General features: G+C 60.9%; 25 protein-coding genes. 14 read left to right on the plus strand and 11 right to left on the minus strand.

Features of this window, described 5'->3' with window-relative positions; all coding sequences use genetic code 11:
• The first annotated feature begins 114 nt into the window (after nt 1-114).
• The 8 genes from hisG to VL130_RS09335 all read left to right on the plus strand — a co-directional run bounded on the left by hisG (nt 115) and on the right by VL130_RS09335 (nt 7,523).
• Nucleotides 115-996 carry an ATP phosphoribosyltransferase gene (gene hisG / locus VL130_RS09300; RefSeq protein WP_325362581.1) on the plus strand — a complete coding sequence of 294 codons (882 nt, stop codon included), beginning with the start codon at nt 115-117 and terminating at the stop codon, nt 994-996.
• Nucleotides 997-1,166: 170 nt separating this feature from the next.
• Nucleotides 1,167-2,465 (plus strand): histidinol dehydrogenase, encoded by a 1,299-nt coding sequence (hisD, locus tag VL130_RS09305; RefSeq protein ID WP_325362582.1) that lies wholly within the window; start codon nt 1,167-1,169, stop codon nt 2,463-2,465.
• Nucleotides 2,466-3,950 (plus strand): imidazoleglycerol-phosphate dehydratase HisB, encoded by a 1,485-nt coding sequence (hisB, locus tag VL130_RS09310; protein ID WP_325362583.1) that lies wholly within the window; start codon nt 2,466-2,468, stop codon nt 3,948-3,950. It begins immediately after the preceding gene.
• A complete protein-coding gene (gene hisH / locus VL130_RS09315) occupies nt 3,947-4,534 on the plus strand; it encodes an imidazole glycerol phosphate synthase subunit HisH (RefSeq protein WP_325362584.1) in 588 nt (195 codons plus the stop codon). Before hisB ends, hisH begins: the two co-directional genes overlap by 4 nt.
• Nucleotides 4,535-4,677: 143 nt before the next feature.
• Complete coding sequence (gene hisA, locus VL130_RS09320; protein WP_325362585.1) at nt 4,678-5,409, plus strand: 1-(5-phosphoribosyl)-5-[(5-phosphoribosylamino)methylideneamino]imidazole-4-carboxamide isomerase; 732 nt, start codon at nt 4,678-4,680, stop codon at nt 5,407-5,409.
• Nucleotides 5,399-6,166: an imidazole glycerol phosphate synthase subunit HisF gene (hisF, locus tag VL130_RS09325; protein ID WP_325362586.1), complete on the plus strand. Its 768-nt coding sequence runs from the start codon at nt 5,399-5,401 to the stop codon at nt 6,164-6,166. The genes hisA and hisF overlap by 11 nt, the downstream gene beginning before the upstream one ends.
• 169 nt (nt 6,167-6,335) lie before the next feature.
• Nucleotides 6,336-6,980 carry a bifunctional phosphoribosyl-AMP cyclohydrolase/phosphoribosyl-ATP diphosphatase HisIE gene (hisIE, locus tag VL130_RS09330; protein ID WP_325362587.1) on the plus strand — a complete coding sequence of 215 codons (645 nt, stop codon included), beginning with the start codon at nt 6,336-6,338 and terminating at the stop codon, nt 6,978-6,980.
• A gap of 57 nt (nt 6,981-7,037) precedes the next feature.
• Nucleotides 7,038-7,523, plus strand: coding sequence for a DUF805 domain-containing protein (locus VL130_RS09335; RefSeq protein ID WP_325362588.1), 486 nt, complete (start codon nt 7,038-7,040; stop codon nt 7,521-7,523).
• On the opposite strand, the gene VL130_RS09340 is transcribed toward VL130_RS09335, so the two are convergent.
• A complete protein-coding gene (locus VL130_RS09340; protein ID WP_325362589.1) occupies nt 7,520-8,518 on the minus strand; it encodes a cupin-like domain-containing protein in 999 nt (332 codons plus the stop codon). The two genes, VL130_RS09335 and VL130_RS09340, sit on opposite strands and share 4 nt — an antisense overlap.
• A 112-nt stretch (nt 8,519-8,630) precedes the next feature.
• On the opposite strand from VL130_RS09340, the gene VL130_RS09345 reads away from it, so the two are divergent.
• From VL130_RS09345 to dgcA, 4 genes are all read left to right on the plus strand, one after another.
• Entirely contained in the window at nt 8,631-9,080 is a 450-nt protein-coding gene (locus VL130_RS09345) for a DUF805 domain-containing protein (protein WP_325362590.1), read from the plus strand.
• Nucleotides 9,081-9,195: 115 nt separating this feature from the next.
• Nucleotides 9,196-9,375, plus strand: a complete 180-nt coding sequence (locus VL130_RS09350) for a hypothetical protein (RefSeq protein WP_325362591.1) — start codon at nt 9,196-9,198, stop codon at nt 9,373-9,375.
• Between the two features lie 148 nt (nt 9,376-9,523).
• Nucleotides 9,524-12,256 carry a tipN gene (locus tag VL130_RS09355; protein ID WP_325362592.1) on the plus strand — a complete coding sequence of 911 codons (2,733 nt, stop codon included), beginning with the start codon at nt 9,524-9,526 and terminating at the stop codon, nt 12,254-12,256.
• Entirely contained in the window at nt 12,253-13,230 is a 978-nt protein-coding gene (gene dgcA / locus VL130_RS09360; RefSeq protein WP_325362593.1) for an N-acetyl-D-Glu racemase DgcA, read from the plus strand. Before VL130_RS09355 ends, dgcA begins: the two co-directional genes overlap by 4 nt.
• Here the strand turns inward: dgcA and VL130_RS09365 are convergent.
• Nucleotides 13,227-14,441: an MFS transporter gene (locus tag VL130_RS09365; RefSeq protein WP_325362594.1), complete on the minus strand. Its 1,215-nt coding sequence runs from the start codon at nt 14,439-14,441 to the stop codon at nt 13,227-13,229. The two genes, dgcA and VL130_RS09365, sit on opposite strands and share 4 nt — an antisense overlap.
• Nucleotides 14,442-14,489: 48 nt before the next feature.
• On the opposite strand from VL130_RS09365, the gene pip reads away from it, so the two are divergent.
• Entirely contained in the window at nt 14,490-15,491 is a 1,002-nt protein-coding gene (gene pip, locus VL130_RS09370; RefSeq protein WP_325362595.1) for a prolyl aminopeptidase, read from the plus strand.
• Here pip and VL130_RS09375 read toward each other — a convergent pair.
• The 7 genes from VL130_RS09375 to VL130_RS09405 form a co-directional block, all read right to left on the minus strand.
• On the minus strand, nt 15,488-15,709 hold the full coding sequence (locus VL130_RS09375; RefSeq protein WP_325362596.1) for a hypothetical protein: 222 nt from the start codon (nt 15,707-15,709) through the stop codon (nt 15,488-15,490). The two genes, pip and VL130_RS09375, sit on opposite strands and share 4 nt — an antisense overlap.
• A 178-nt stretch (nt 15,710-15,887) precedes the next feature.
• Nucleotides 15,888-17,051, minus strand: a complete 1,164-nt coding sequence (gene rodA / locus VL130_RS09380; RefSeq protein WP_325362597.1) for a rod shape-determining protein RodA — start codon at nt 17,049-17,051, stop codon at nt 15,888-15,890.
• Nucleotides 17,052-17,060: 9 nt separating this feature from the next.
• Complete coding sequence (gene mrdA, locus VL130_RS09385; RefSeq protein WP_325362599.1) at nt 17,061-19,049, minus strand: penicillin-binding protein 2; 1,989 nt, start codon at nt 19,047-19,049, stop codon at nt 17,061-17,063.
• Nucleotides 19,050-19,061: 12 nt separating this feature from the next.
• On the minus strand, nt 19,062-19,646 hold the full coding sequence (locus VL130_RS09390; protein WP_325362600.1) for a hypothetical protein: 585 nt from the start codon (nt 19,644-19,646) through the stop codon (nt 19,062-19,064).
• Nucleotides 19,646-20,836 carry a rod shape-determining protein MreC gene (mreC, locus tag VL130_RS09395; RefSeq protein WP_325362601.1) on the minus strand — a complete coding sequence of 397 codons (1,191 nt, stop codon included), beginning with the start codon at nt 20,834-20,836 and terminating at the stop codon, nt 19,646-19,648. The genes VL130_RS09390 and mreC overlap by 1 nt, the downstream gene beginning before the upstream one ends.
• Nucleotides 20,837-20,893: 57 nt before the next feature.
• Nucleotides 20,894-21,937, minus strand: coding sequence for a rod shape-determining protein (locus VL130_RS09400; protein ID WP_090644799.1), 1,044 nt, complete (start codon nt 21,935-21,937; stop codon nt 20,894-20,896).
• A 447-nt stretch (nt 21,938-22,384) separates the two neighbouring features.
• Nucleotides 22,385-23,125: a TVP38/TMEM64 family protein gene (locus VL130_RS09405; protein WP_325362602.1), complete on the minus strand. Its 741-nt coding sequence runs from the start codon at nt 23,123-23,125 to the stop codon at nt 22,385-22,387.
• A gap of 240 nt (nt 23,126-23,365) precedes the next feature.
• Here VL130_RS09405 and VL130_RS09410 point away from each other — a divergent pair, with 240 nt between their 5' ends.
• Entirely contained in the window at nt 23,366-24,574 is a 1,209-nt protein-coding gene (locus tag VL130_RS09410; protein WP_325362603.1) for a pyridoxal phosphate-dependent aminotransferase, read from the plus strand.
• A gap of 77 nt (nt 24,575-24,651) precedes the next feature.
• On the opposite strand, the gene map is transcribed toward VL130_RS09410, so the two are convergent.
• Both map and VL130_RS09420 read right to left on the minus strand, forming a co-directional pair.
• Nucleotides 24,652-25,431, minus strand: coding sequence for a type I methionyl aminopeptidase (map, locus tag VL130_RS09415; RefSeq protein WP_325362604.1), 780 nt, complete (start codon nt 25,429-25,431; stop codon nt 24,652-24,654).
• The gene (locus VL130_RS09420; protein WP_325362605.1) at nt 25,428-25,640 is read right to left on the minus strand and encodes a ParD-like family protein; all 213 of its coding nucleotides are present in this window, start codon (nt 25,638-25,640) and stop codon (nt 25,428-25,430) included. The genes map and VL130_RS09420 overlap by 4 nt, the downstream gene beginning before the upstream one ends.
• Nucleotides 25,641-25,677: the final 37 nt, after the last annotated feature.

The following is a 25,677-nucleotide window of genomic DNA, read 5'->3' on the forward strand; positions in this document are numbered from 1 at the left end:
GGGAGGTGGCCGTAAGGCCGGAGGGGGTTAAATCTCGCCGGCGCCAATTAACCCCACCCGGCCCGTTGGGCCAACCTCCCCTGAAATCAGGGGAGGTTCTAAGAAGAAGACGTTATGACTGAACCCCGTTTACGCATTGCTGTTCAAAAATCCGGCCGTCTGGCAGATCGCTCCGGCGAGCTGATCTCCGGCGCGGGCCTGCGCATCATCAAGGGCGCCAACGAACTGCTGTACCGCATTGAAAACCAGCCAATCGACCTGCTGCGCGTGCGCGATGACGACATCCCGACCTTCGTGGCCGATGGCGTGGCCGAACTGGGCATCGTCGGCTTTAACGTTTTGGCCGAGCATTTTCCCGACCGCGATCTCGACAAGATGATCGTCCAGCGCCTCGGCTTCGGTTCCTGTACGCTCAAGATCGCCGTGCCGAATGAGGTCGATTACACCGGCCCGAAATGGCTGCAAGGCAAGCGCATCGCCACGTCTTACCCAAATATCCTCAGCAAATGGCTGAAGGACAATGGCGTCACGGCGGAAATCGTCGAAATGCGCGGCGCGGTCGAGGTGGCCCCCCGCATGAAGATCGCCCACGCCATCTGCGATCTGGTCTCGACCGGCGCGACCCTGGAAGCCAACGGCATGAAGGCGACCGACCTGGTGCTGAAATCCGAGGCCGTGCTGATCAAGGCGCCCCATGCGCCTGCGCCGGAACTGGCGCATACCTATGACATGCTGCTGCGCCGCTTCGATGGCGTGACGGCGAGCACCGGCGCCAAGTACGTCATGATGAATGCGCCGCGTATCCATCTGGATGAGATCATCAGGATGATCCCCGGTGCGGATGCCCCGACCATCATGCAACTGGCTGGCCGCGAAGACACGGTCGCCGTCCATGCGGTCTGTCAGGAAAACGTGTTCTGGGAAACGCTCGACAAGCTGAAAGCGGCGGGTGCCTCGGCGATCCTGGTGCTGCCGATTGAAAAGATGATGAAATAAGTGAAGTAAGATACCCCACCACCACGCCTTTCAGGCGCGGTCCCCCTCCCCAGTAAAACTGGGGAGGTATAAAAAGAGAAATCTCTTATACCTCCCCGACTGGTCGGGGAGGGGGACCGCAAGCGAAGCGCAGTGGTGGTGGGGTTTCTTGCTTTCTTTTGGTGAAAACGATGAAGACCTTTGTTTGGAAAAATCTCAGCTCGACGGAACGGAAGACGGCCTTGGCGCGTCCGGAAAACCGACGCGATCCGCGCGTGGCCGAGACCGTGCGCGCGATCTTTGATGACGTCGAAGCCCGCGGTTTTGCCGCGCTCACCGACTGGTCCATCAAGCTCGATGGCCACGCCCCGCGCTATGTGAAGCTCGGCCAAGGCACCGTGGATGCTGCCCGCGCGCAACTGGCGCCCGGAGACCTGGCCGCCATGGAACTGGCGGTTGAGAACGTCCGCGCTTTCCAGCAGGCCGAACTGCCAGCCGATGGCCCACTGATTGCGCCGAAGCCTGGTCTCAGCCTGCAGCGCGTCTATCGCCCGATCACCACCGCCGGCCTCTATGTGCCAGGCGGCACCGCGCCCTTGTTCTCCACCCTGATCATGACCGCTGTGCCCGCGCTGGTGGCTGGCGTGCCCAATCGCGTCTGCGTCATGCCGCCGGCGCGCGATGGCTCGATCGCGCCGATGATGATCGCCACGGCCGCCGCTTCCGGACTGGAAGATATGTGGCTCGTCGGCGGCGCACACGCCATTGCCGGTCTGGCGCTCGGCGCTTTTGAGAATACACCACCCGCCGACAAGCTGTTTGGTCCGGGCAACAAGTACGTCGCCGAAGCCAAGCGTCTGGCCACCGAGCGCGTCTCCGGTCTGGCCATCGACATGCCCGCCGGCCCTTCGGAACTGCTGGTCATCGCCGATGATACCGCCAATGTGAAACTGGTCGCCGCCGATCTGCTCAGCCAAGCCGAACACGACGCCGATGCGCAGGTTATTCTCGTGGCGCTTTCGGCGGACATCGCCACAAAGATCTCTGCTGAGGTCGAAGCACAGGTGTCGCGCCTGCCGCGTGAGACCATCGCCCGCGCTTCGCTCGAACAGGCCCGACTGTTCATCGTGGCCTCGATCCAAGACGCCGCCGAGGTCTCCAATCTTTATGGCCCCGAACACCTGGCGATCCAGATCGCCGATGTCGATGCCATCATCCCGCAACTGACTGCCGCCGGCACCATCTTCGCCGGCACCTATGCCGCGGAAACCTTTGGCGATTACGCCGCCGGACCGAGCCACGTCCTGCCAACCGATGGCGCTGCCCGCAGCCATGATGGCATCACCGTTCGCTCGTTCCTGACCAGCTTTGTCGTGCAAAAAGCGACGCGCGAAGGCGCCGCCGCCATTGCTCCCGCCGCTGCCCGATTAGCGCGTCTCGAAGGTCTTGAGGCTCACGCACTTGCCGCTGATTTCCGTTTAGAGGTTTAGATGTTCAATTCGCCCTTCTCTTCCCTGAATGCCTCCGGCGCGGGCCTTGAATCCCTGCCGCCATCGCTGGAACCTCTGCGCGAACGCATGGCCGACTATTACGGTGTCGAGACGCACCAGTTACAGGTGACGCGCGGGGCCTCTCACGCCATGGAAATCCTGATGCGCCGCCTGCGTGTGCACGGTCATGAATTTGTCTGGGCCGGGGCGGATCACTATCTCGAAGACCTGTGCGGGGTTTATAATCTCAGCATCCGCAAGCCGCCGGAAAATGGCCCCTTCGCCAAGGGCGGCGGCTTCTGTCTGGTCCACAATCCGCGCCAGACCGATGGCAAGGCGTGGGATATCACGGCCGCCCGCGCCCTGGCGGTCGATCTGTTCCCGACCCTTCTGGTGATTGACGAAAGCTATTTCGATGCCTGCACGGCTGAAACCATGGTCGAACTGGCGATCAATGAGCCAAACGTGGTGGTGTTGAAAAGCCTGTCCTATCTCTTCGGCATGGCCGGCGCCCGTGTCGGCGCCCTGATCGCCAATACCAAGACCCTGCAAGGCCTCCTGAAATTCTGCGAACCGCATCCCCTGCCCACGCCTTCCGTGCGCGCCGCCGAGGCCGCCCTGTCGCCGTCACGGGCGCTCACTCTGCAATCGCGCGTCGATCTGATCCGCGCCGAACAAGAACGTGTGCGCGAAGCTCTGGCACGATCGAAGCAACTTGAGAGCTTTGACCTCAATGACGGTCCCTTCATGTTGCTGCGCCCCAAGACCCTGCTGCAAACCCAGACTGCGCTCAAGCGCCTGGGCCTGGCCCCGCAGGTGACGCCGACCGGCCTGCTGCTGGCACTTGGCGATGTCGCCACCAATAACCGTATCCTCCGGGCACTCGATGTGGCCCCGGCCGACAAGGCCCCGCGCACCGGCGAGATCCTGCGCGACACCAAGGAAACCCGTATTTCCGTGCAGGTTAATCTCGATCAGCCCAAGCCGGTCAAGGTCCATACCGGCGTCGGCTTCTTCGATCACATGCTCGATCAGGTGGCGACCCACGGCGGGTTCTCGCTGCAACTGGCTTGCGAGGGTGATCTCGAAATCGACGCCCACCACACGGTCGAGGACTGTATGCTGGCCTTCGGCCAGGCGCTGAAGATCGCACTCGGCGATCGCGTTGGCATGGCGCGCTTCGGCTTTGTCCTGCCAATGGACGAGACCGAAGCCAAGGTCTCGATCGATCTCGGCGGCCGCCCGTTCTGCGTTTTCAAGGGCGAGTTCCAATCGACCCACATAGGCGATTACCAGACCGAGATGACGGCACACGCCTTCCGGTCGCTATCAGAAACGCTTGGCGCTTCGATTCATGTCGAGGTCACCGGCGGCAATGATCACCACAAGACCGAAGCCTGTTTCAAGGCGCTCGGTCGGGCGCTGCGTCAGGCCACCCGCATTGAAGGTGACGCCTTGCCCTCCACCAAGGGAATGCTGGCATGATCACCGTTATTGAGATCGGATGTGCGAACACCGCTTCCGTCCTGTTTGCGCTGGAACGGCTGGGTGCGGAGGCGCGCCTGAGTTCCGATCCAGCGGAGATTGCCGCAGCGGAAAAGGTCGTCCTACCCGGTGTAGGCGCGGCTGGTTTCGCCATGTCCCGCATCCGCGAACTGGGACTTTATGACACTATCCGTGCGCTGAAAGTGCCGCTGCTTGGTGTCTGCCTCGGCCAGCAATTGCTGTTTGAAGGCTCGGAAGAAGGCGATGTGGAGTGCCTCGGCCTGATCCCCGGACGGGTGACGAAAATGACCGCCACGCCGGATATGGTGGTGCCGCACATGGGCTGGAACCAATTGGAAATCATCAAGGCCGATCCGCTGACCGCCGGTGTAAACGATGGCGACTTCGCTTATTTCGTTCATAGCTTCGTCTGTCCGGTCAATGCCTATACACTAGCCACCAGCACCTACGACGTCCCCTTCGCCGCCATGGTGCGCAAGGACAATGTGTTCGGCTGCCAGTTCCACCCGGAGCGCTCCTCCACTGTCGGCGCAAAGATATTGGAAAGCTTTTTGAAAATTTAGAACTCCCCCTGATATCAGGGGGAGGTGGCCTGAAAGGCCGGAGGGGGTTATACCGTCGGTAGCTAACCCCACCGTCTTTTTAGCTAAAGCTAAAAATCCACCTCCCCTGACATCAGGGGAGGTTCTTAAAATACGGACTGACTATGATCCTTTACCCTGCCATCGACCTGATCAACGGCGAATGCGTCCGCCTCGCGCAGGGGCGTTTCGACGCCGTAACGAAATACGATTCCGATCCGTTCAAGCGCCTCAACCTGTTCAATGAGGAGTTCGCGCAATGGGTCCATATCGTTGATCTGGATGGCGCCAAGGCCGGCTCGCCACAACAGCATGAACTGATCGGTCGTCTGGCCAAGGCCTCACGCGCCAAAATCCAGACCGGCGGCGGGGTGCGCTCCCGCGAACACGTCCAGACCCTGCTTGATGCCGGGGTCTCAGCGGTCGTGGTCGGCTCGGCGGCGGTGAAGAACCCCGAAGAGGTGCGCGGCTGGCTGCGTGACTTCGGCAAGGACCGCATCACCCTGGCGCTGGACGTGTTGCCGACCGCCGATGGCGACTTCGATGCCGCCCTGCATGGTTGGGTCGAAGGTTCAGGCATTTCCCTGTGGGACGTGCTCGACTATTATCCCTTCGGTGTGGCGCAGCGCATCCTCGTTACCGACGTGTCGCGCGATGGCATGCTGATGGGCCCGAACATGGACCTGATGAAGGCTTTGCGCAAGAAGCGTCCGGACCTGGAAATCCAGGCCTCCGGCGGGGTGAAATCGGTCGAAGACCTGTATGATCTAAAGGCCTTGGGCGTGCATGGCGCCATTGTCGGCAAGGCGATTTACGAAGGTCTGATTGACCTAAAGGCAGCGCTCAATGTTGGCTAGACGCATCATCCCCTGTCTCGACGTAAAGGACGGCAAGGTCGTCAAGGGCGTGCAGTTTGTCGGCCATGAAATCCTCGGCGATGCCGTCGACATGGCCCTGCGCTACCGTGACGAAGGCGCTGACGAACTGGTATTGTACGACATCACCGCCTCCGCCGAAGGCCGGACGGTTGATTACAACTGGGTGTCGCAGATCGCCCGCGCGCTTGATATCCCGTTCTGCGTCGCCGGCGGCATCCGCACGGCCGAACAGGCTGTGAAGTGCCTGAACAGCGGCGCCGACAAGGTGTCGATCAATTCCCCGGCGCTCGAACGCCCGGACCTGATCAACGAACTGGCGGAAATGGCCGGTTCGCAGTGCGTGGTCGTCGGCATCGACAGCCGCGAAATGGATGGTGACTACTACGTCCATCAGTATTCCGGCGATCCGGACAAGATTCGTCAGGCGGGCCGGCGGACGCTTGACTGGGTGGTCGAGGCCAAGCAGCGCGGCGCCGGTGAAATCGTTCTTAACTGCATGAATCAGGACGGAGTTCGTAAGGGTTATGATATCAAGCAGTTACGGCTGGTTCGTGACCTGATAGATATTCCGCTTGTGGCCTCCGGCGGCGCGGGCGCGCCAGAGCATTTCAAGGACGTGTTCGAGCAAGCCGATGTCTCCGGCGCACTGGCCGCCAGCGTATTCCATAAGAAAATCATTGCTATTCCGGACCTGAAGCGCGACCTTCGCGCCGCGGGTATAGCGGTGAGACTATAAAGCCAGATACCCCACCACCACGCCATGAAGAATGGCGCGGTCCCCCCCGACAAGCGGGGAGGTACAAGAAAAATCGGTCCTCCCCGCTTGTCGGGGAGGGGGACCGCACAACTGAGCATAGCGAAAGCGATGCGGTGGTGGGGTTTCTTACTTTCAAGGCCCTTAAATTATGCCCGAAGCCCATAAACTGCCCAATCCGCTCACCATCGCCGATATCGACCAAATCGATTTCGCCAAGGGTAACGGCCTCGTCCCCGCTGTGGTACAGGACGCCGACACCCTTCAGGTGCTTATGCTCGGCTACATGAACGCCGAAGCGTTGAAAGCCACCCTGCAAGGCGGCCTCGTCATCTTCTGGTCGCGCTCGAAAAACCGCCTGTGGCAGAAGGGCGAAACCTCCGGCGACACGCTCGAACTCGACCGTATCCTGACCGATTGCGACGAAGACGCCCTCCTCGTCTATGCCCGCCCCAATGGCCCGACCTGCCATACCAAAACGACCTCGTGCTTCGGCCATGAGGACGCCCCCGGCATCGGCTTCATGGGCCATCTGGCGCATGTCGTGAAGGAACGCGCCAAGGCGCCGCCGGCAGACAGCTATACCGCTCGCCTGATGCACAAGGGCGTCGCCAAGATCGCCCAGAAGGTTGGAGAAGAAGGTCTCGAGACGGCTCTGGCCGGTCGCGCCGGTGATCTCGACGAACTGCACAACGAAGCCGCCGACCTGCTTTATCATCTCGAAGTGCTTTTGATGGCGCGCGAAACGAAGCTCGAAAATGTCCTGGATATCCTGCGCGAGCGTCACAAAGGCTGATTTACAGATCACGCCTTTTGTGATCAATTACAGGCTATAATCCGGGGCTTCGCCGTCATGGCCAAACATCATATTCTCGTCGGCGCCAACGCCCTCTTCTCGCCGTATGGCCGCATCAACCGCCTGCAATTTTTGCTCAACTTCTGGGCCTGCGTCGTGGTGCTTTGGCTGATTTTACAAGGCGTTGAATTTTTGCCTGACGCCCTTAGCGACGATGTGATGGCCATGCTTGATCAGCCGGTCACATGGCTGGCTATGGTACTGACCGTATTGCTGTATTACGCGATGTTCTGTCTTATGGCCAAACGGCTGCATGACCTGAGCCTGACCGCATGGATTGCCCTGGTTCTGTTTGCGGGCATTACGCCGATTTTAATTTCCTTCCTGGGACGCGATTCTATTGATCCCGAAGAAAATTTAGCGGGTTTGCTCTATATGACGTCCGCATTAGGGAATTTACTGGCGCTGGTTTTGGGCGTTATCCTGACCGTCTGGCCGGGACAGCCGGGCGACAATATCTATGGTCCCTCGCCTGACGCTTAATCCTGCAAATTGCGGCCGATAGCACGGCGGATCATCAGGCGCTGGTCCGGTTCCATATCGCCCAAGATTCCACGCACCTCCGGCATAAGATGAGCGCCCGTTTCGCCGCCAAAAACAAGGTGGTCGAACATCGCCTTCCACGCCGCATTTTGATCCGGCGGCAGATCGCGCAGCCCCAGCATGGCCAGCATCAGCACCAGCATCGGCGCGCCCATTTCCGCGCCCACCGTATTCCACCAATAATTGACCTGCACATTGAGATCGTCGGTCGATGAAACGTGATGCCACCACATATAGGGGACATACAAGGCGTCGCCCGGCTCCAACTCCGCGACCGTAGCCGCCTTTAGCGCTTCCCTGAAAAGCGGGTGCGCGTCGAAATCCGGCTTCTCCAGCGAAGCCATTGAGGTCGGCACGCCGGAAATGGTCGCCTCCAGTGGCCCCATATAGAGGTTCTTCGTCTGATCGGGCGGGAAGAGCACAAAGCGTTTACGGCCAGCCACCATGCAGACCAGATTATAGTTGACGTCGTAATGGGTCTGGGTCACGGAGCGGTTGCCGATCCAGATGCGCGGCTCCGCCCCTGTTACGGTCAGGGGGTTTTCCGCCTTGAAGCGTGGCATGTAGTCTTTCAGCGGCGCTGACTGGATATAGATGTGCTCGGCCCCGGCCTGCCCTCTCAGCCCGTTCAGGCGATCGAGCGTCAGCCTCAGGGGAATGGGCGCGCGCTGGAAGTTGAAACCCTGCGGATCATCACCATAAAAATACTTGCCGTCGCCGCCCGGCGCCTGACGAAAGGTTTCGGCGGGCTTGCCGGCGTCGCACGCTTTCAGGTAGTCGATCAGGTCAGCCTGTGAACGCTTCGCCCGCTCGACCGCCGGCCAGTCCGCCACCAGCCCCTTGAGGATCGTCGGCCTGTTCAGCGTTGCCAGGACCGCCGCTAAATCTACCGGACGAACATCGTCGCGAATATCAACGGCGGGAAAGGACAGCATGACAGGCTCTCAAAAGGGTTTGACCACAGATAACCCAAAGCCGGATCAGCGACAAATGCTTTACAGCGCCCTGGCTCAGGCATAGGCTGACTAAACAGCGAGGGGGATGCGCATGGTCAGATTCCTGTTTTCACCGAATGGCCGTATCAGCGGCACACAGTTCTTCTCCTGTATCGCCGTCGCCATGCTGATCATGGTGGTCATTGGCTTCGGCCTTGGCACCGTGCCTTCGGTCAATGGCCCGATCATCCTGAGTATATGCTGGATTTTGCTGGTCTGGCCGCTGCTCTGCCTGTTGATCAAGCGGCTGCATGATACCGGACGATCCGCCATCTGGCTTTGGCTGCTCGCTCCGCAGGCCGTTATGGCCCTGACCTCACTGGCTATGGGTGGCTATTTGCCCGGCGCTATCCTGTGGCTGATGAACGGTCTCGGCATACTGGCCAATATCCTGTGCTGGGGGCTGATTTTCTTTCTGGCGCTGAAACCGGGCGATGACGGCGAAAATGCCTACGGCCCCGATCCCCATAGCCGTGACCCGATTACCGCAGGCGAGGCATAATCGCCGCGCACCGATTGCCGCCAGGCGCGATTCAAGCCATGCTTACTGCCAATAATTTGCTTGCCCATCGCCTATATCGTGATCACCGGCTACCGCAAACCCGAAGGCTTTTCCTGTGTCCTGGTTGTTAAATCTGCTGAGTGGACTGGTCGCCGTGCTGATTGCGGCGGCGCTGCTGCATTTCGGCGGCACCCCGGAGGCTACGCCGCAAGATCAGGCGCCGGTCTCACAGTCTGACAATACCCGGATGCCTGACGCCCCTCCCGCGGCAGACGAAGCCTCCCGTCACGGCTGATTCGGTCGAAACCTGACAAAAAGCTTTGCGAAAAGCGTAAGTTGACGTAGCTTTCTCCTGCCGGGAGAGCGCGCCTCTCTCCCGAAAAATACGCCGCACGACTGAAAAAGACCGGCTTCAGGTACGACTGGCCTCAGGATACTGATGAATGAAACCACCCCGCCCCCCGCTCAATCCGTCCGAACCGAAAACGAATATTTTCGGCCGCTCCAAGCTGCGGCCGCTTTTCGACACACCGGAAGCAGCGCCGGAAGCAACAGTGGAAGAGACAACGCCTGTCGTGAAAGAGGCGGAAGAAACAGGCGATATTCTCGAAGCGCCCTTTGACAACCCGACCCATGTCGCGCCGGATACCAGGCCCGACCCCGTGCCTGAGCCAGCCACCACGCCCGAACCGGAACTAAAGCCCCAGGCGGAAAGCGCGCCAACGCCGTCTCCTGCCCCCACGGAAACCGTTCTGGACATTTCTGAAATCATGACCAGGCTGAAAGCGCCCCCTGAAACCACGCCGCCGGCCAGAACACACAAAACGCCGGCGAAACCGGCCCGCGCCGTCAGCCCGCACAAGGTCAAGCCGGAAAATGTCGCCCGCAAGGACGCGCCGTCGTCCACCGTGCTGTGGGGCTTGGCCACGTTCGCCAGCCTGCTGTGGGCTTGCGGCCTGGCCGCCTTCGCGCTGGGCGCCCAAAGCGACCTGACCGCCCTCACCTATGAGCCGTTCAGGATCGTTGTCCTGATCTTCCTCGCCCTCTTCCCGACCGGGCTGATCTTCGCCACCGCCTTCGCCCTGCGCAATGCCGCCATATTATCGCGCCAGGCCGATCGCGCCGCGCAACTGGCCGATACCCTGATGGCGCCCGCCGCTTCCGCTGCCGCTCAGACCGGCGACCTGGTAGCTGCCCTGCGCGAACAGGTCGATCACGCCGTCCGCGCCGTCCGCCTCGCTCACGCCGATGTTTCCGAACTGAGCACCCAACTGAAAGCCGAAACAGACCGCCTAACCGAGGCCGCGACCAGCGCCCGCTCGGCGGCGCAAAGCATCACCCAGTCCCTGGCGCACGAGCGCGAGAGCATGGGGGCGCTCAGCCAGTCGCTCGGCCTCCAGTCGAGCAGCATTATCGAGGCCGTCGATCGCCAGGCCCGCATGGTGGCCGACGCCTCGGACCTCGCCCAGACGCAACTGCGCGAAGCCGAGGCCAGCCTGGCCGCCTCGACCGGCGCCGTGGTCAATGCCGCCGCCGATGTGGCCGATGTCGCCCGCACCGCCAGCGAGGATCTCGACCGCCAGACGGTACGCCTGGAAACCGCCGGTTCCGGCGTCGCCGATCAGGTGCGCAGCGTCGAGGAAGGCCTGTCGCAGCAACGCGCCGGACTAGTTTCGGCAGCCCTTTCCCTGCGCGCCGACCAGGAAGATTTCGCCGTCCATATCGAAAACCAGCGCGCCCAACTGACCGAGGCGCTGTCGATTACCCGTGTCGCCACCGTCGATCTTGGCGAAACCTCGGCGCGCGGCATCGATGTGCTGCGCGATATCGTCGTTTCGGCGCAGGAGCATTTCCACGCCGTGCATGGCGCCGCAGAAAACGAACGCACAGCCTTCGAGACACGCATTCACGCCACCCTGTCCAATATCTCGGTCATGGCCGCCGATGCGCGTGATGATCTGGTCGATGAAACCCGCCGGGCGCTGGAACAGCTCAATGCCTCGGCCGAGGACGCCAAACGCGCCGCCGACCAGGCGTCGCAAACCGCCCAGATGCGCGTCGATCGCCTCAACGAATCGATCTTTGAAGCCAGCAAAAAGGCCGATGAGGTCTTCGATACGCGCTTCGCCGCCGCCCGCCGGCTGATTGAGGAATCGGCCGATCTGATCGGCGAGGCCGGCGACCATACGGCGCAAAAGCTCGACGCCAGCTTCGCCCATACGCGCCAGACCATCGCCGAGGTGAATGAGGCCCTGAACGACCTGGCCAGCGGCGCCGACCAGTTACCGACCATCGCTCAGGCGCGCATCGTCGAAATCCGCCAGAGCGTTGAAGACGGCATCAACGCCATGCTGGAAGCCGCCCGCAAGGCCTCTCAGGAAACCGAGGCCGTCGATACGGCTTTCCAGGAGCGGGTAAAGCGCAATTACGACATGCTGACCGAGGCGGTGCGCCTGATGGGTGTCATATCCGGCGAGCAGTCCTTGCCTCAGGTGGCCGCACCGGCGCCACGCGAACGTGATTATGGCCGCGCCGTGCCCCCCGCTCGCAGATCGCCCGAACCGCCGCCACCGGCGCAACCTCCGATCCAGCCTTCCGTCACGCGCGCCCGTCTGCTGCCGCTGAGTGTGCCGGCTTCGGAAATACGGCCGTCTCCCGCACCTGCGCCACGCGCCGCTCAACCGGCCCGCGCCGTTCAGGACGGCTGGTCATGGCGCGAATTGCTCGGCGGCATGGAAGGCCGCGATAGACCCGCCCCCCCTTCACCGGCCGCCGCCCAGCCGCAAACGACGGTCGAGCCACCGCACGACCCGGAATTCGACAGCCTGGACGACCTGATGATCGCCGAGGTCAGCGCCATGGGGGTCGATGCCGCCTCCCTGCTCGGCCGCGCCCGGATCGAGGAAGTGATCGGCGCCATCATGGCCGAAGATAATGAAGGCGCCCGCCTCGTGGTCCGCCGCGTCGCGCCCGCCGCCATCCGCCGACTCAGCCGCCGGCTGCTGTCCGACGCGCAATTGCGGCAGCAGGCCAATGATTTCGCCACCTTCTACGACCAGCAGATCAATATGGCGCTGCTTGGCAAGGACGTGATCCAGGGGCTGAATGAAGTGCTGGCCAGCGATTCCGGCCGCGCCTACCTGCTGCTCGATGCCGCCATCAGCGACCTGATATGAGACTGATCCTCCGCGAAGAAACCTTCCCGATTGCCGGACGCTTCACCATTGCCCGCGGCTCGAAGACCGAGGCGCGTGTGCTTTATGCCGAGCTTGAGGATCAGGGGCATACCGGGCGCGGCGAATCCGTGCCCTATGCCCGCTATGGTGAAAGCATCGCGCAGTCGCTGGCTGATATCGAGGCTGTGCGCCATCGTATCGAAAGCGGTTTGAGCTTCAGCGACCTGCACGACCTGCTGCCGGCCGGCGCGGCGCGTAACGCCATCGACTGCGCCCTATGGGATCTGAACGCCAAGCTGACCGGCATCCCGGCCTGGCGGACCGCCGGTTTGAAACGGCTCGATCCGCTAAAAACGGCCTATACCTTGAGCCTCGACACACCCGAAGCGATGGGGGCGCAGGCCTCGGTCAATGGCCGGCGGCCGGTGCTCAAGCTCAAGATCGGCGCCGCCGATGATCTCGATCGCGTCGAGGCCGTGCGCCATAAGGCGCCGCATGCCCGGTTGATCGTCGATGCCAATGAAGGACTTTCGTTCGAGGATTTGCAGCGCATTGCGCCGGAGATGAAAAAGCTTGACGTCAAGCTGATCGAGCAGCCACTGAAGGTTTCCGAAGACGAGCAGTTGCTGGGCTATGATTGTCCGATGCCTTTATGCGCCGACGAAAGCCTGCATACCCGCATGGAACTGGACCGCTGTTCGCGGCTTTACAGCCATATCAATATCAAGCTCGACAAGACCGGCGGCCTGACTGAAGCTTTAGCCTTGAAAGCGGAAGCCATCGAAGCCGGTTTGGGCATCATGGTCGGCTGCATGGTGGCGACATCGCTGTCGATGGCTCCGGCGATGATCGTGGCGCAAGGGGCTGATTTTGTTGATCTCGACGGCCCTCTGTTGCTGGCGCGCGACCGCGAGCACGGACTGGAAATCACCGGCTCGATTTTGCATCCGGCGACGCCGGAGTTGTGGGGCTAGGTTCTTATCGCCAGCAACCGTGCACGCTGGCTATAAAGCCACACGGCGCAACCTAATCCCAGCCCCGCCACACCCGCCATAACGCCATAGCCCTTAACAGCAAAAACGGTGTATATCGCGCCGGAGACGATCGTGCCTATCCCCATCATCACCCCATTGGCATAGGCGGCATTGACCGTCTGGCCCAGGCTTTCATAGCCCTTCGGCGTCAGGCGCTGCACCAGTTCCAGCCCGGCCAGGTAGGTCGCGGCAAACGACAAGGCGTGCAGGCATTGCAGCGGATACAGCACCCACAGCGGCGGCGAACAGGCCATCACGCCCCAGCGCACCACGGCGAATACACCGGCAATCACCAGCATCCGCCACGGGCCAGCCTTGCGCCTGATCCCCTCGCCCAGCCACATGAAGGCGACCTCGGCCATCACGCCAACCGCCCACAGATAGCCGCAGGTGCTGGAAGACAGACCGCGTTCTTTCCAGATGATGGTTGAGAAGGCATAATAAAAACTGTGTGACGCCTGCAAACAGCCAACGGCCACCAGCAGCCACAGAAAGCCTTCATCACGCATCAGCACCTTCAACCGGCTGAAACCGGCGCCAGTTGTGCCGAGAGGCGCATGTCCGGGACGCACCAGTGTCCCCAGCAGGTAGCGGCCGCCCAGCGCCGTCAGGACGGCAGCGGCCACGAGCCAGATCAGAATCGCGTCAGTTGGCATCACCAGCAGGATAAAGCCGAGCACAATATTGGTGACGATGAAGGCACTAGAACCGATGGCGCGCGGAATGGCGTAGGCGAAATTCTCCAGACGCGACAACTGCATAGTCATGGAATCGTTCAACGGCGCAATACTGGTCATGCAACTGAAGCCGAGCGTGAACAGGATTAGATAAATGGGAAAACGCGCCGCCGGAAAGACACCGCCCATCACCATCAGGGCATAGAACAGCGCCCCACCGCAGGCCAGCCCGATCAGCGGCGTCCGGTAGAGCCGGAAACTGTCGGCCCACAAACCACTGACCGGCCCGCTGAACGCCCGCAGCAACAGCGGCGCGGCCAGGATCAGCCCGATCTGGCTGGCGGTCATGCCATGCGTCTTCAGCCACAGCGGCATGAACGGCAAGGAGGCGCCCGTGCCGGCATAGGCCAGGGCATAGAATATGGCCTGGCGTCGCAAAGTCGTGAGAGGGAAAAGGGTTGTGAGCGCGGGCATTTTACGTCTTAGTGATATCCAACCCTTTGCCCATTTGATCTCAAGATTATGACCGACTCTGTAAATCCCAAGAAAAGCGCGCCGGTGCGCGGCCTTTACCCCGATATCGAGCCTTATGACAGCGGTCATATGCCCACAGGCGGCAAACACAAGATATATTATGAGCAAAGCGGCAATCCCGAAGGCCTGCCGGTCGTGGTTCTGCACGGCGGCCCCGGCGGCGGCACCTCACCCAACCTGCGCAGCTATTTTAATCCCGATGGTTATCGCATCATCCTGCTCGATCAGCGCGGCTGCGGAAAATCAACGCCGCACGCCTCGGAAGACATATCGCTGGAGGATAACACCACCTGGCATCTGGTCGCCGATATCGAGACCCTGCGACAGAAACTCGGCATCGACAAATGGGTGGTTTTCGGCGGCTCATGGGGATCGACGCTTTCCCTCGCCTACGCCCTCACCCACCCGGATCATGTCAGCGGTCTGATCCTGCGCGGCATATTCCTGGTGCGCAAACCCGAACTCGACTGGTTCTATCAATCGGGCGCCAGCCATTTATATCCCGACATCTGGGAGAAGTTTATCGCCCCGATTCCGGAAGCCGAGCGCGGCGACCTGCTCTCTGCCTATGTGAAGCGGCTAAATGGCCCGGATCGCGCCGAAAGCGTGCGCTGCGCCCTCGCCTGGAGTGGCTGGGAAGGCGATACGTTGTCGATCGATGGCCCGTCGGAAACGGCCTCGAAATTTTCCGATCCGGCCTTCGCCCTGGCCTTCGCGCGCATCGAAAGCTGGTATTTCAAGAACGGCGGCTTTTTCGAAAGCGAAAACTGGGTGCTGGAAAATATAAGGCGCATCCGCCATATCCCCGGCTGGATCGTGCAGGGCCGCTTTGATGTGGTAACGCCGATGACCACCGCCTGGGATCTGAAGAAAGCCTGGCCGGAAGCCCGCTTCAATCTGGTGAAAAAAGCCGGACATTCATCGAGCGATCCGGGCATTCTCGAAGGCTTGGTTTCGGCGGCCGATGAGGCCCTGGTGGCCCTGAGTTAAGGTGTAACCGGCGTTGTCCGTCCGGTCATGGCCCCATTGGCGACCGGATCCGCGACGGCTGGTTTGTTATTATTATCCGCGCCGGGCTTATCTGGCGGGCCTGACGGCGCGATCAGGATGGCCGCGATAACCAGCCCGATGATCACGAAAATTGCTGCCGCCGCCCACAGGGCGCGCTGGCTTTCGGTCTTGCTGACAGGGAGTTCAGGCGGGGACATAGGCTGACAGTGCCTGCTCCAGCATAAAAAATCAGCGCGGATTACTTCACGGCACCGGCGCGTAAAAATCAGAGATATGCGACGAATAGCAGGCGGCAAGCGACGCAGGTATGATTGATACGGGGCCGCCGAGGCCTGCAAGCGCAGCCAACTCGCTAGTCGGCCAAAGACCTGACTTTTACTCGAAGCGCTGGAAGATGGAGGCCTGCCTAGGCAATTCCTGATAGCGATGAACTTTTACGCCAAGCACCAGACCGAAGCCCGTCATGACCATCAGCATGGCCGAACCGCCGTAGCTGACCAGCGGCATCGGCACGCCGACCACCGGAAACAGGCCCATGACCATGGCGCCGTTGATCAGCACGTACAGCGCGAACGTCGCCGTGGCGCCCGCCGCCGCCAGACGGCCGAAATGCGAGTGTGACAGCGAGGCCATGCGCAGAGCCATCAGGATGATCAGGGCATAGAGCAGGAAGATGACGAAGCCACCGGCGAAGCCCAGTTCCTCGCAAACCGCCGCCATGATGAAGTCGGTATGCTTTTCCGGCAGGAAGTTGAGCTGGCTCTGCGAGCCGAGGCCGAGGCCCTTGCCGAGCAGGCCGCCAGACCCCATAGCGATCTTCGATTGCAGGATGTGATAGCCAGCCCCGGAGGGGTCCGCTTCGGGATTAAGCAGGGTTACGATGCGCTGCTTTTGATAGTCATGCAGAATAAATTGAAAGGCCAGCGGTACCGTAATGACCGCACCCGTGATGGCGGTCGCAATAATCTTCCAGTTCAGGCCCGCCAAAATCATAACCGAGGCCCCGGTCAGCGAGATCAGCACGGCGGTGCCAAGGTCGGGCTGGTGCATGACCATCGTGGCAGGCACGCCGATCATGGCGGCCGGAATCAGCAGTTTCCATGACAGGTTGGCATCCTTGGCCGAGCACTCGTGATAAAACCGCGCCAGAGCCAGGACGACAGCCAGCTTCATGAATTCGGACGGCTGGAAACCAAATCCGCCGATGCTCAGCCAACGCTGGGCGCCCATACGCACATCACCAACCGCCTCGACCGCGACAAGCAGCAACAGCGAAGCGCCGTAGAACCAGTAGGCGCCCATCAGCCAGACACGCAGGTCGACCAAGGCCAGTGCGCACATCATGACCAGACAAACACTGAAAAAGATCAATTGCTTATAGGCCCACGGCTGCCAGCTCATGCCGCCAACACTGTACAGCATCAGAATGCCGATGCCGGTCAGGGCGCACAGCAGCCCGACGAACAGCCAGTCGATCTGGGCGATCTTGCTTTCGTAGCGATCGCGTTGTCCGGGACGGGAAAGGGCAGAATCAACCATGCTGTTTACCTATGTGCTTGTCGGCACAATATCGGGGGGCGGAGGTGCTGCGCCGGTATCGTTTTCAGGATCGGGGATGTCGGTCAAGGGCTTGTCCACCAGGTCCGCTGGATTTATGCCGACAATACGTTTCTGGATTTCCGGATCTTTCAGTAGGGCCATGCGCATGATTTCGCGCGCCTTGGGCACGGCCGATGACCCGCCCCAACCGCCATGCTGAACGATAACGCTCATGGCGTATTTGGGCGCATCGGCCGGGGCGAAGGCAACGAACCAGGCGTGGTCGCGTTTTTCCCATTCGAGATGCAGGGTGGCGCGTGAACCTGACCCATAGGTATGAGCCTGGGCCGTACCGGTTTTGCCCGCCATCATGATCGGGCCGAGATCGAGCTTTCCCGAAACCGCGGCGGTGCCCCCGGCTGCGGTGACATCGGCCATGGCGGCGCGAACAAAGGCGATATGCGCCGGGTCGGCCGCCAGGTTTTCGAACTCAGCCACCTTGTACGGTTTTCCACCGATCGATTTGATCAGGCGCGGTTGAACAGCTTTTACGCCATTGGCAAGGCGGGCGACCGCCACACAATTTTGCAGGGCGTTTACGTTGGTGAAGCCCTGTCCGATTCCCATCGATGGGGTCTCGCCGGCGAGCCACCTGGTATTGCGAGGGTCGCGCTTTTTAAAGTATTCGGCCTTCCAGGCGCGATCGGGCACAACCCCTGCCTTTTGCCCGCTGATGCCGATATCAAAAATCTGGCCCAAACCAAACTTGCGCGCCACATCAGCGATCTTGTCCGGCCCCACAGCCAGGGCACACTGATAGAAATAGACGTCGCAGGATGTCACAATGGCGCCGTGCAGATCGAGCGTGCCGTGGTGCCTGTCGCAGTGGAAAACGTGATTGCCGAACGGAAACACCCCATTACAGGTATGGGTCGTCTTCGGATCAAAGCCATGTTCAAGCGCCGCCAGCGCGACCAGGGTCTTGAAGGTTGAGCCGGGCGGATAGGTGGCGGTCAGGGCCTTGTCGAGCAAGGGAATATGGTCGTAATCGGACAGAAGTTTGTAGGCATCGCTTGAGATGCCGGAAACGAACAGGTTGGGATCAAACCCGGGGCTGGAGGTCATGCACAGGACTTCGCCTGTGTGAATGTCCATCATGACGCACGAACCGGAATCCTCACCGAACACGTCTATGGCGCGCTGCTGAATGTCAGCGTCAAGCGTGAGCACGAGGTCCTTGCCGGGGATCGGTTCGATCGAGCCTTCGCCATCCTCGGCCACTACCTTGCCGCGCGCATCGACCTCCACCTTCTTACCGCCAGCTACGCCTCGAAGCTCCTTATCGAAAGCGCGTTCAATGCCCGATTTGCCGATGCGGAAGCTGGGGTGGTGCAGCAGGTTGATGTCCGTTTCCGACGCGTCCTTTTCGTTATCGAGATCCTTCTGGTTGATTTTCGACACGTAGCCGACAACATGCGAAAAGGCGCCGCCGTAATAATAGGCGCGCAACTCGTCCCTGTCCGCCACCACACCGGGGATATCATTGGCATAAAGGCTGACCCTGGAGAAATCCTCCCAGCTCAGATCGGCAGCGATGATGGTCGGCACCGAGCGCTGGTTCTGGTTGATGTCGCGCAGGATACGGCGGCGGCTGGAGAGGGTCTGCGGCAGAACGTAGGACACCTGATCGAGCGTATCGTCGATGTTCTTGACCTCGTTCGTCTCGATCATCACACGAAAGGACGACCGGTTACCGGCGATCAGTTTGCCGTTGCGATCATAGATATCGCCACGCGGCGGTGTCACCAGGCGAAAATTGTACTGGTTGGCGGCCGACAGCTTCTTGTACTTGCCGCCCTGCACGATTTGCAGATGCGCCAGACGGCCGGTCAGGGCGAACATGCCGAACGCTACCAGGCCGCCCATCAGGAAGATGCGGCGCGTGAACATGCCCTGGCGTTCGTTGACATCGGTAAAGACGAGGGAGGGTTCAGCCATTTTTCACCGCCCTCACATAAACCGGACGTCGGTATGGACGTACTTTTCAAGCAGCATCAATACGAACGGGAACATCAAGGTGGTGGCGAAGGCCTGTTCGACCACGCCCCACAGACGGGCCACAGCGCCGGTATCGATAAAGGTCAGCAGAACGCACAGGCCGAAAAACACCAGTTCGGTCAACAGGAAAAGGCCGAACAGCACAATCCACTCCTGACCGATCAGGTAGGTCCGCACCAGAGCCAGCCCGCCGTAGACCAGCACCAGGCTGAACGTCCAGAAGCCAAGCGGCGCGCCCCAGAAAAAATCAAGGAAAAAACCCAGCGCCCCCAAAACCAATGGCGCGATGTAGGATGGCCGGATCAATGGCCAGGCAAAGGCCAGGATAAACGGCGATACCGGTTCTGGCAGGTAGAAACCGAAGGGCTGAAAGGCAGTGGCCAGGACAATGGTCAGGGCCACGCTCATCAGGGCCGGCGCCAGAATCCAGTCCCACGGTGTGATGATCTTGGACGCCATGCTGGCGCGGACGCCACGATTGATCACCGTGCCGCCGAAGCCGCGCTTTTTCAGACCGAGCATCCCCGGCATTTTCATCAGTTTTGCCCCGATGGTTCGGTCACCGGCGTCGCCGGCGGCACGTAGGGCTTCAGTTCGGGCACTATCGGCGCAGCGGCGGATGAAGATGCAGATGCGACAGGTTTGGGCGTAACCGGCCTGGAGGCAGAACTTGATGCAGCCGAGCTTGACGCCACAGGGTTCGGCCTGGGTTTCGTCACCGCAGGGGTGGTGACCGGTTTTGGGGGCACGACAGCCGCGGAAGATACCGAGGCGCTATCAGCGGCAGCCGATGAAGCCGCCGGCTGCACCGCCGGCAGGGCGGGCGGCGGCAGCACATCGCTGACCGGCGGCGTACGCAGGATCGTATCGCGGTTGGGAAGTTGCGAGAAATCCTTGAACAGCAACACCTTGACGAAATCGATCGCCGAGCGGTTGGAATAGAGCCGGACGCGCCAGACATTATCGACCCCCTTGACCGCTTCGCCCACCGGCAGGCCACGCGGGAAGATGCCGCCATCGCCCGACGACAGGATCTGGTCACCGGCCTTTACGCTGTCCTTGCCACGCACGAAATCGAGCTTGGGATAGCCGCCGCCGTCACCGCTCATCATGGCGCGGGCGTCGGAACGCAGGATCATCACCGGCACATGGCTGGTCACGTCGGTCACCATCAGCACCCGGCTGACATCGGACGATACGCCCACAATGCGCCCGACAAGGCCCTGGTCGGTGATGACCGGATTACCAAAGGCGATCTTTTTCGATGAGCCGGCATCGATCAGGCGATTATTGGCGAAAGGCCCGCGCGAAACGGCGACCGAGCGCGCCGTCACCATTTCAACCGGCGGCTCGGTGCGCAGGTTGAGCAGCTTTTCGTAGCGGGTATTGATGTCTTTTTCTTCGATATACAGGTCGCGGTACTGCGTCAGCTCGGCGACCTTCATCTTGAGCTTGCGGTTTTCGCGGATGGCGAAGAAATAATCGTCGAACCAGTTAGTGCCGTCACCGATCTTGTGGACCGGATAGGCCAGCACCTTGTCGGGGAAGCCGGCCACGGTATCGAAGCCGGCGCGGTTGGCGTAGCCGGAGGAGTCGACCTCCTCGCGGCGATCCCCCAGGAACAACAGGGCCGCCGTGACGCAGACCAGCGCGACCACCCCCATCACCGCCCAGGTCATGGGCAGTTTCAGATGCTCGAAGTGTCCGTTCTTGTCCCCGTAGGCCACGCTACATAAATCCTTAGTGCCGGAGAGCCAGTGTACTTAAGTATGATCGCTGTTCGATTACGACATGGTTGCGTCGAGAATGCCCTTCATCCAGCGCGGATGCTCAAGCACGCGTCCGCAGCCGATGGCGACGCAGGACAGCGGGTCTTCGGCCACCGAAACCGGCAGGCCGGTCTGGTCGCGGATTTCGATGTCGAGGCCGCGCAACAAGGCGCCGCCGCCGGTGAGCATGATGCCCTTGTCGGCGATATCGGCGGCCAGTTCGGGCGGCGTGGCTTCCAGCGCCACCTTCACGGCGTCGATGATTTGCGCCACCGGCTCGGCCAGGGCTTCCGCCGCCTGGCGCTCCGAGATACGCACTTCGCGCGGCACGCCCTGCATCAGGTCGCGGCCCTTGACGTCGATCGCCAGGCCTTCGCCATCGTGCGGGACGCGGGCGGTGCCGATGTCCTTCTTGATGCGCTCGGCGGTGGTTTCGCCGATGAGCAGGTTGTGGTTGCGGCGCATGAAGTTGGTGATGGCTTCGTCCATCTTGTCACCGCCGACGCGGACCGACTTGGAATAGACGATACCCGACAGCGAAAGCACCGCCACTTCCGTGGTGCCCCCGCCGATATCGACGACCATCGAGCCGGTCGGTTCGTGGATCGGCAGACCCGCGCCGATAGCCGCGGCCATAGGCTCATCGAGCAGGCCGACGCGGCGCGCCGAGGCGTTCAGGCAGGAGTCATTGATGGCGCGGCGCTCGACGGCGGTGGCGCCCGACGGCACGCAGACGATGACCTTGGGGTTCACGAAACCCTTGCGGTTGTGCACCTTGCGGATGAAATACTTGATCATTTCCTCGGCGACTTCAAAGTCGGCGATTACGCCATCACGCATCGGGCGGATGGCCTCCATATGGCCCGGCGTGCGCCCCAGCATCTGCTTGGCTTCGATCCCCACCGCGTGAACCAGCTTGCGGCCGCCGACATTGCGCAGCGCCACAACGGACGGCTCATTCAGGACGATGCCCCGGCCCTTCATATAGATCAGCGTATTGGCCGTACCAAGGTCGATGGCGATGTCGTTGGAAAATCCGCCGAAGAAGGACTTGAGCATTGAGATAAACTACCTTGGTTCTTGAAGTTGGCGCTTGGCGAGGCCGGTTTTTACAGTGGGGCGTACCCCGTAAGGTCTAAGGAAGGCATTTTGGGGGCAATCCGTGCAATCGGCTGTGGAGCAAGGCCAAATTACCTTGAATCAACAGGTTTTCACGCCCGGAATGACCTCACTTGCCCTTATTGGAATCATATTTCAAGGGGCTTGAAAAAAAAGATAGTTTCACCCTACAAGCGAAATAGTTAACCATCTGTTTTCAATAGATAACCAGCAGCGAAACAGCCGCCCGATCACATAAAATGTCATCTTTAAGTGAAGCTCAGGCGCCGCATGGCTTGCCTCGCATCAGCTCGGGCGGGCGGGCGCCCTTGCCAAGGCCCGAAGGCCTTGGAATAATTGCGCTCAGGTTGCGCGGACACTTGGGATTGTCAGTAGTTCAAAGCAATTTCATTCCGGAGCTTGCGGCCGGTTCTGGGCCGCCTCGTAAACCTTGCGAGCGACCAGCATCAGGCCGAGCCAGGCCACGGCGATAGCTGCCATCAAAAGCGCCATCTTCCAGTTGCCCCCCTTCACCGACGCGAAGGAAGACCCGAACATGGCGACCAGGGCGGTTTTCGGGAGAGTGCCGAGCGCGCAACCGGCAATAAATGGCAGGAAGGGCGCGCGCGAGGTGCCGAACGCCATATTGACGACGATGAACGGCGCCGACGGGATATTGCGAATGATGAACGAGGCCGAAAACGCATTGCGGCCGATATATTCGCTCAACCGGCCGACATGATTGCCGCCGAGCCGTTTCATGACGCCCGCGCCGGCGAACCGCCCCATATAAAAGGTCATGACCGCCGAGAGCACCGTGGCGACCCAGCTATAGAATCCGCCCCACCACGGCCCGAAGGCCACCACGCAGGCGGCGATCAGCACAAACTGCGGCGCACCGAAAAGAGCCGACACACAGAAGACGACGATGACGATCACCACGGCCATCGGCGAATGGCGATACTGCTCCATCCACAGTTCGAGGCCTTTGAGGATATCCTGCCCCCAGGCCGATTTGCCGATCAGGAACACCGCCACGACCAGGCCCAGCAAGACCACGCTGCCCCACAGGGCGCGCACGGCCTTGGCGTCCATATGCAGGAAGAGGCCTGTGGCGCGTCGCCATAAATGCTGTAATCGGGTGTGCATGGCTCGCTGTATGTCTTCAAAGCGATGCTTCGGGCAAGTAAATAAGCTGCAAATTTGCGTTTTTGGAAACAGTTGAAACCGGTTCGGCGGCCAAATGCCCACAGCCAGCAAAAATCAAAGCAAAATTCGCAAAATTCCGGATGATGACAGTTGGACAAATGAACTTGGGCGCGTAAAGAGAGGCCTGCATTTTCCCCTCGGTTCTTCTCCTGAAAACCGCATTCCACCTGTGAGCACCCTATGGCCGATTTTTCCGAATCCGACACCCTCAAGCGCATCAAACCCTCCCCCACCCTGGCCGTCACCGCCAAGGCGCGTGAACTGGTCCGTCAGGGCAAGAAGGTCATTTCGCTGGGCGCCGGCGAACCCGACTTCGACACGCCGGAAAATATCTGCGACGCCGCCATCAAGGCGATCAAACGCGGCGAAACCCGCTATACCGACGTTGACGGCATCCCCGAACTGAAGGCGGCCATCGTCGCGAAGTTCAAGCGCGAAAACGGCCTGGACTACAAGACCACGCAGGTTTCCGTGTCACCTGGCGGCAAGCCGGTCATCTACAACGCCTTCATGGCCTCGGTGAACGCCGGCGATGAAGTGATCGTGCCGGCCCCCTACTGGGTCTCCTACCCCGACATGGTCCTGCTGGCCGGCGGCACGCCCGTCTTCGCCGTGGCCGGCATGGAAACCGGCTTCAAGCTGACGCCGGAAACCCTGGAAGCCGCCATCACGCCCAAGACCAAGTGGCTGATCCTCAACTCGCCGTCCAACCCGACCGGCGCGGTCTATACCGCCGCCGACCTCAAGGCGTTGGGCGAAGTCTTGAAGCGCCATCCGCAGGTGTGGATTCTGACCGACGACATGTACGAGCACCTTTTGTTCGACGGCATGGAATACGCCACCATCGCCCAGGTCGTGCCGGAGCTTTACGATCGCACGCTGACCATGAACGGCGTGTCGAAGGCCTATTCGATGACCGGCTGGCGCATCGGCTACTGCGCCGGACCTGAGCCGCTGATCAAGGCGATGTCCAAGATCATCTCGCAGTCGACCTCGAATGCCTGCTCGATCGCCCAGTGGGCGGCCGTGGAAGCGCTGAACGGCACGCAGGACTTCATCGCCCCGCGCGCGGCGGCCTTCCAGAAGCGCCGTGATCTCGTCGTCGCCATGCTGAACAATGCCAAAGGCATCACCTGCCCGAACCCTGAAGGCGCGTTTTACGTCTATCCGTCGATCGCCGGCTGCATCGGCAAGACCGCGCCTTCGGGCAAGGTCATCACCAATGACGAAGAGTTCGCCGGTGAACTGCTGCAAACCGAGGAAGTGGCCGTGGTTCACGGCGCCGCTTTCGGACTGTCGCCGTTCTTCCGCATTTCCTACGCCACCTCGGAAGCGGTCCTGACCGAGGCCTGCTCGCGGATTCAACGTTTCTGCGCCAGCCTGAAATAAGCCGGGTTAAACGAACAAAATGAAGGCGCGGCCAGTCTCATTGGCCGCGCCTTTTTCTTTGGCGTTTTAGCGATCGATCAAGCGGCGACCTTTGTCCTGTCCACTTCATCAGGACGCAAGGTCAGCACCGATACGCCGGAAGCTGTAACGGCGACTGTATGCTCGAACTGGGCGGAAAGCGACCCGTCTTTCGTTACGACCGTCCAGCCGTCAGGCTCCGTCCTTACATTCCGCCGGCCGCGATTGAGCATCGGCTCGATCGTGAACACCATGCCTTCACGCAGGGGCAGGCCCGTTCCCGGCTTGCCGAAGTGCAGGACCTGCGGGTCTTCGTGCATCTCCCTCCCGATGCCGTGGCCGCAATATTCACGCACGACGGAATAACCATTTCGCCTGGCATGTCGTTCGATCGCCCAGCCGATGTCGCCCAACCGCGCGCCTGGACGCACCGCCCGGATGCCCAGCCACATGGCGTCGTAGGTGGTCTGGACCAGCCGCCTGGCCGCCGGATTAACCTCACCTACGAGATAGGTTTTGCTGGAATCGGCGATATAGCCGTTCTTCTCAAGCGTGATGTCGAGATTAACGATATCGCCGTCCCGAAGCACATCCGATAGAGAGGGAACGCCGTGACAGACCACATCGTTGATCGAGGCATTCAATACAAAGCCATAACCATACTGGCCCTTGCTGGCGGGCCTGGCCTTAAGATCATCAACAATGAAGCGCTCGACTATTTCATCAATCTGAAGGGTCGACAGACCCGCGAGCGGGGTCCGGTCCAGCAGTCCGAATACGGACGCCAGCAGCCGGCCGGATTCGGCCATCAACGCCACTTCCCGGGGCGTTTTTGTCATGCTTCATTCACCGCCACGGGGTGAGCGGAAACGCCCGCGGAACACATCTCGCGCCGGATGATCTCGGTGAAGCTGAGCGCCGGATTGGTCTCACATAACATGCCGATCTTGATCCAGTATTCAGCCTGCGCATTGATAGAACGACACGAGACAGTGCTCGCCTTACGCACCTGATCGTGCAAATCGCCATCTATATTCACAATGCCCATTGGGACGCCCTATACGATTCATATATAAAATGTATAC

Source organism: Asticcacaulis sp. (assembly GCF_035497195.1).
Taxonomy (GTDB): domain Bacteria; phylum Pseudomonadota; class Alphaproteobacteria; order Caulobacterales; family Caulobacteraceae; genus Asticcacaulis.

Coding starts and splice junctions, on each gene's coding strand:
- hisG (WP_325362581.1), top strand. CDS start 115: ATGACTGAACCCCGTTTACGCATTGCTGTTCAAAAATCCGGCCGTCTG.
- hisD (WP_325362582.1), top strand. CDS start 1,167: ATGAAGACCTTTGTTTGGAAAAATCTCAGCTCGACGGAACGGAAGACG.
- hisB (WP_325362583.1), top strand. CDS start 2,466: ATGTTCAATTCGCCCTTCTCTTCCCTGAATGCCTCCGGCGCGGGCCTT.
- hisH (WP_325362584.1), top strand. CDS start 3,947: ATGATCACCGTTATTGAGATCGGATGTGCGAACACCGCTTCCGTCCTG.
- hisA (WP_325362585.1), top strand. CDS start 4,678: ATGATCCTTTACCCTGCCATCGACCTGATCAACGGCGAATGCGTCCGC.
- hisF (WP_325362586.1), top strand. CDS start 5,399: ATGTTGGCTAGACGCATCATCCCCTGTCTCGACGTAAAGGACGGCAAG.
- hisIE (WP_325362587.1), top strand. CDS start 6,336: ATGCCCGAAGCCCATAAACTGCCCAATCCGCTCACCATCGCCGATATC.
- VL130_RS09335 (WP_325362588.1), top strand. CDS start 7,038: ATGGCCAAACATCATATTCTCGTCGGCGCCAACGCCCTCTTCTCGCCG.
- VL130_RS09340 (WP_325362589.1), bottom strand. CDS start 8,518: ATGCTGTCCTTTCCCGCCGTTGATATTCGCGACGATGTTCGTCCGGTA.
- VL130_RS09345 (WP_325362590.1), top strand. CDS start 8,631: ATGGTCAGATTCCTGTTTTCACCGAATGGCCGTATCAGCGGCACACAG.
- VL130_RS09355 (WP_325362592.1), top strand. CDS start 9,524: ATGAAACCACCCCGCCCCCCGCTCAATCCGTCCGAACCGAAAACGAAT.
- dgcA (WP_325362593.1), top strand. CDS start 12,253: ATGAGACTGATCCTCCGCGAAGAAACCTTCCCGATTGCCGGACGCTTC.
- VL130_RS09365 (WP_325362594.1), bottom strand. CDS start 14,441: ATGCCCGCGCTCACAACCCTTTTCCCTCTCACGACTTTGCGACGCCAG.
- pip (WP_325362595.1), top strand. CDS start 14,490: ATGACCGACTCTGTAAATCCCAAGAAAAGCGCGCCGGTGCGCGGCCTT.
- VL130_RS09375 (WP_325362596.1), bottom strand. CDS start 15,709: ATGTCCCCGCCTGAACTCCCTGTCAGCAAGACCGAAAGCCAGCGCGCC.
- rodA (WP_325362597.1), bottom strand. CDS start 17,051: ATGGTTGATTCTGCCCTTTCCCGTCCCGGACAACGCGATCGCTACGAA.
- mrdA (WP_325362599.1), bottom strand. CDS start 19,049: ATGGCTGAACCCTCCCTCGTCTTTACCGATGTCAACGAACGCCAGGGC.
- VL130_RS09390 (WP_325362600.1), bottom strand. CDS start 19,646: ATGAAAATGCCGGGGATGCTCGGTCTGAAAAAGCGCGGCTTCGGCGGC.
- VL130_RS09400 (WP_090644799.1), bottom strand. CDS start 21,937: ATGCTCAAGTCCTTCTTCGGCGGATTTTCCAACGACATCGCCATCGAC.
- VL130_RS09405 (WP_325362602.1), bottom strand. CDS start 23,125: ATGCACACCCGATTACAGCATTTATGGCGACGCGCCACAGGCCTCTTC.
- VL130_RS09410 (WP_325362603.1), top strand. CDS start 23,366: ATGGCCGATTTTTCCGAATCCGACACCCTCAAGCGCATCAAACCCTCC.
- map (WP_325362604.1), bottom strand. CDS start 25,431: ATGACAAAAACGCCCCGGGAAGTGGCGTTGATGGCCGAATCCGGCCGG.
- VL130_RS09420 (WP_325362605.1), bottom strand. CDS start 25,640: ATGGGCATTGTGAATATAGATGGCGATTTGCACGATCAGGTGCGTAAG.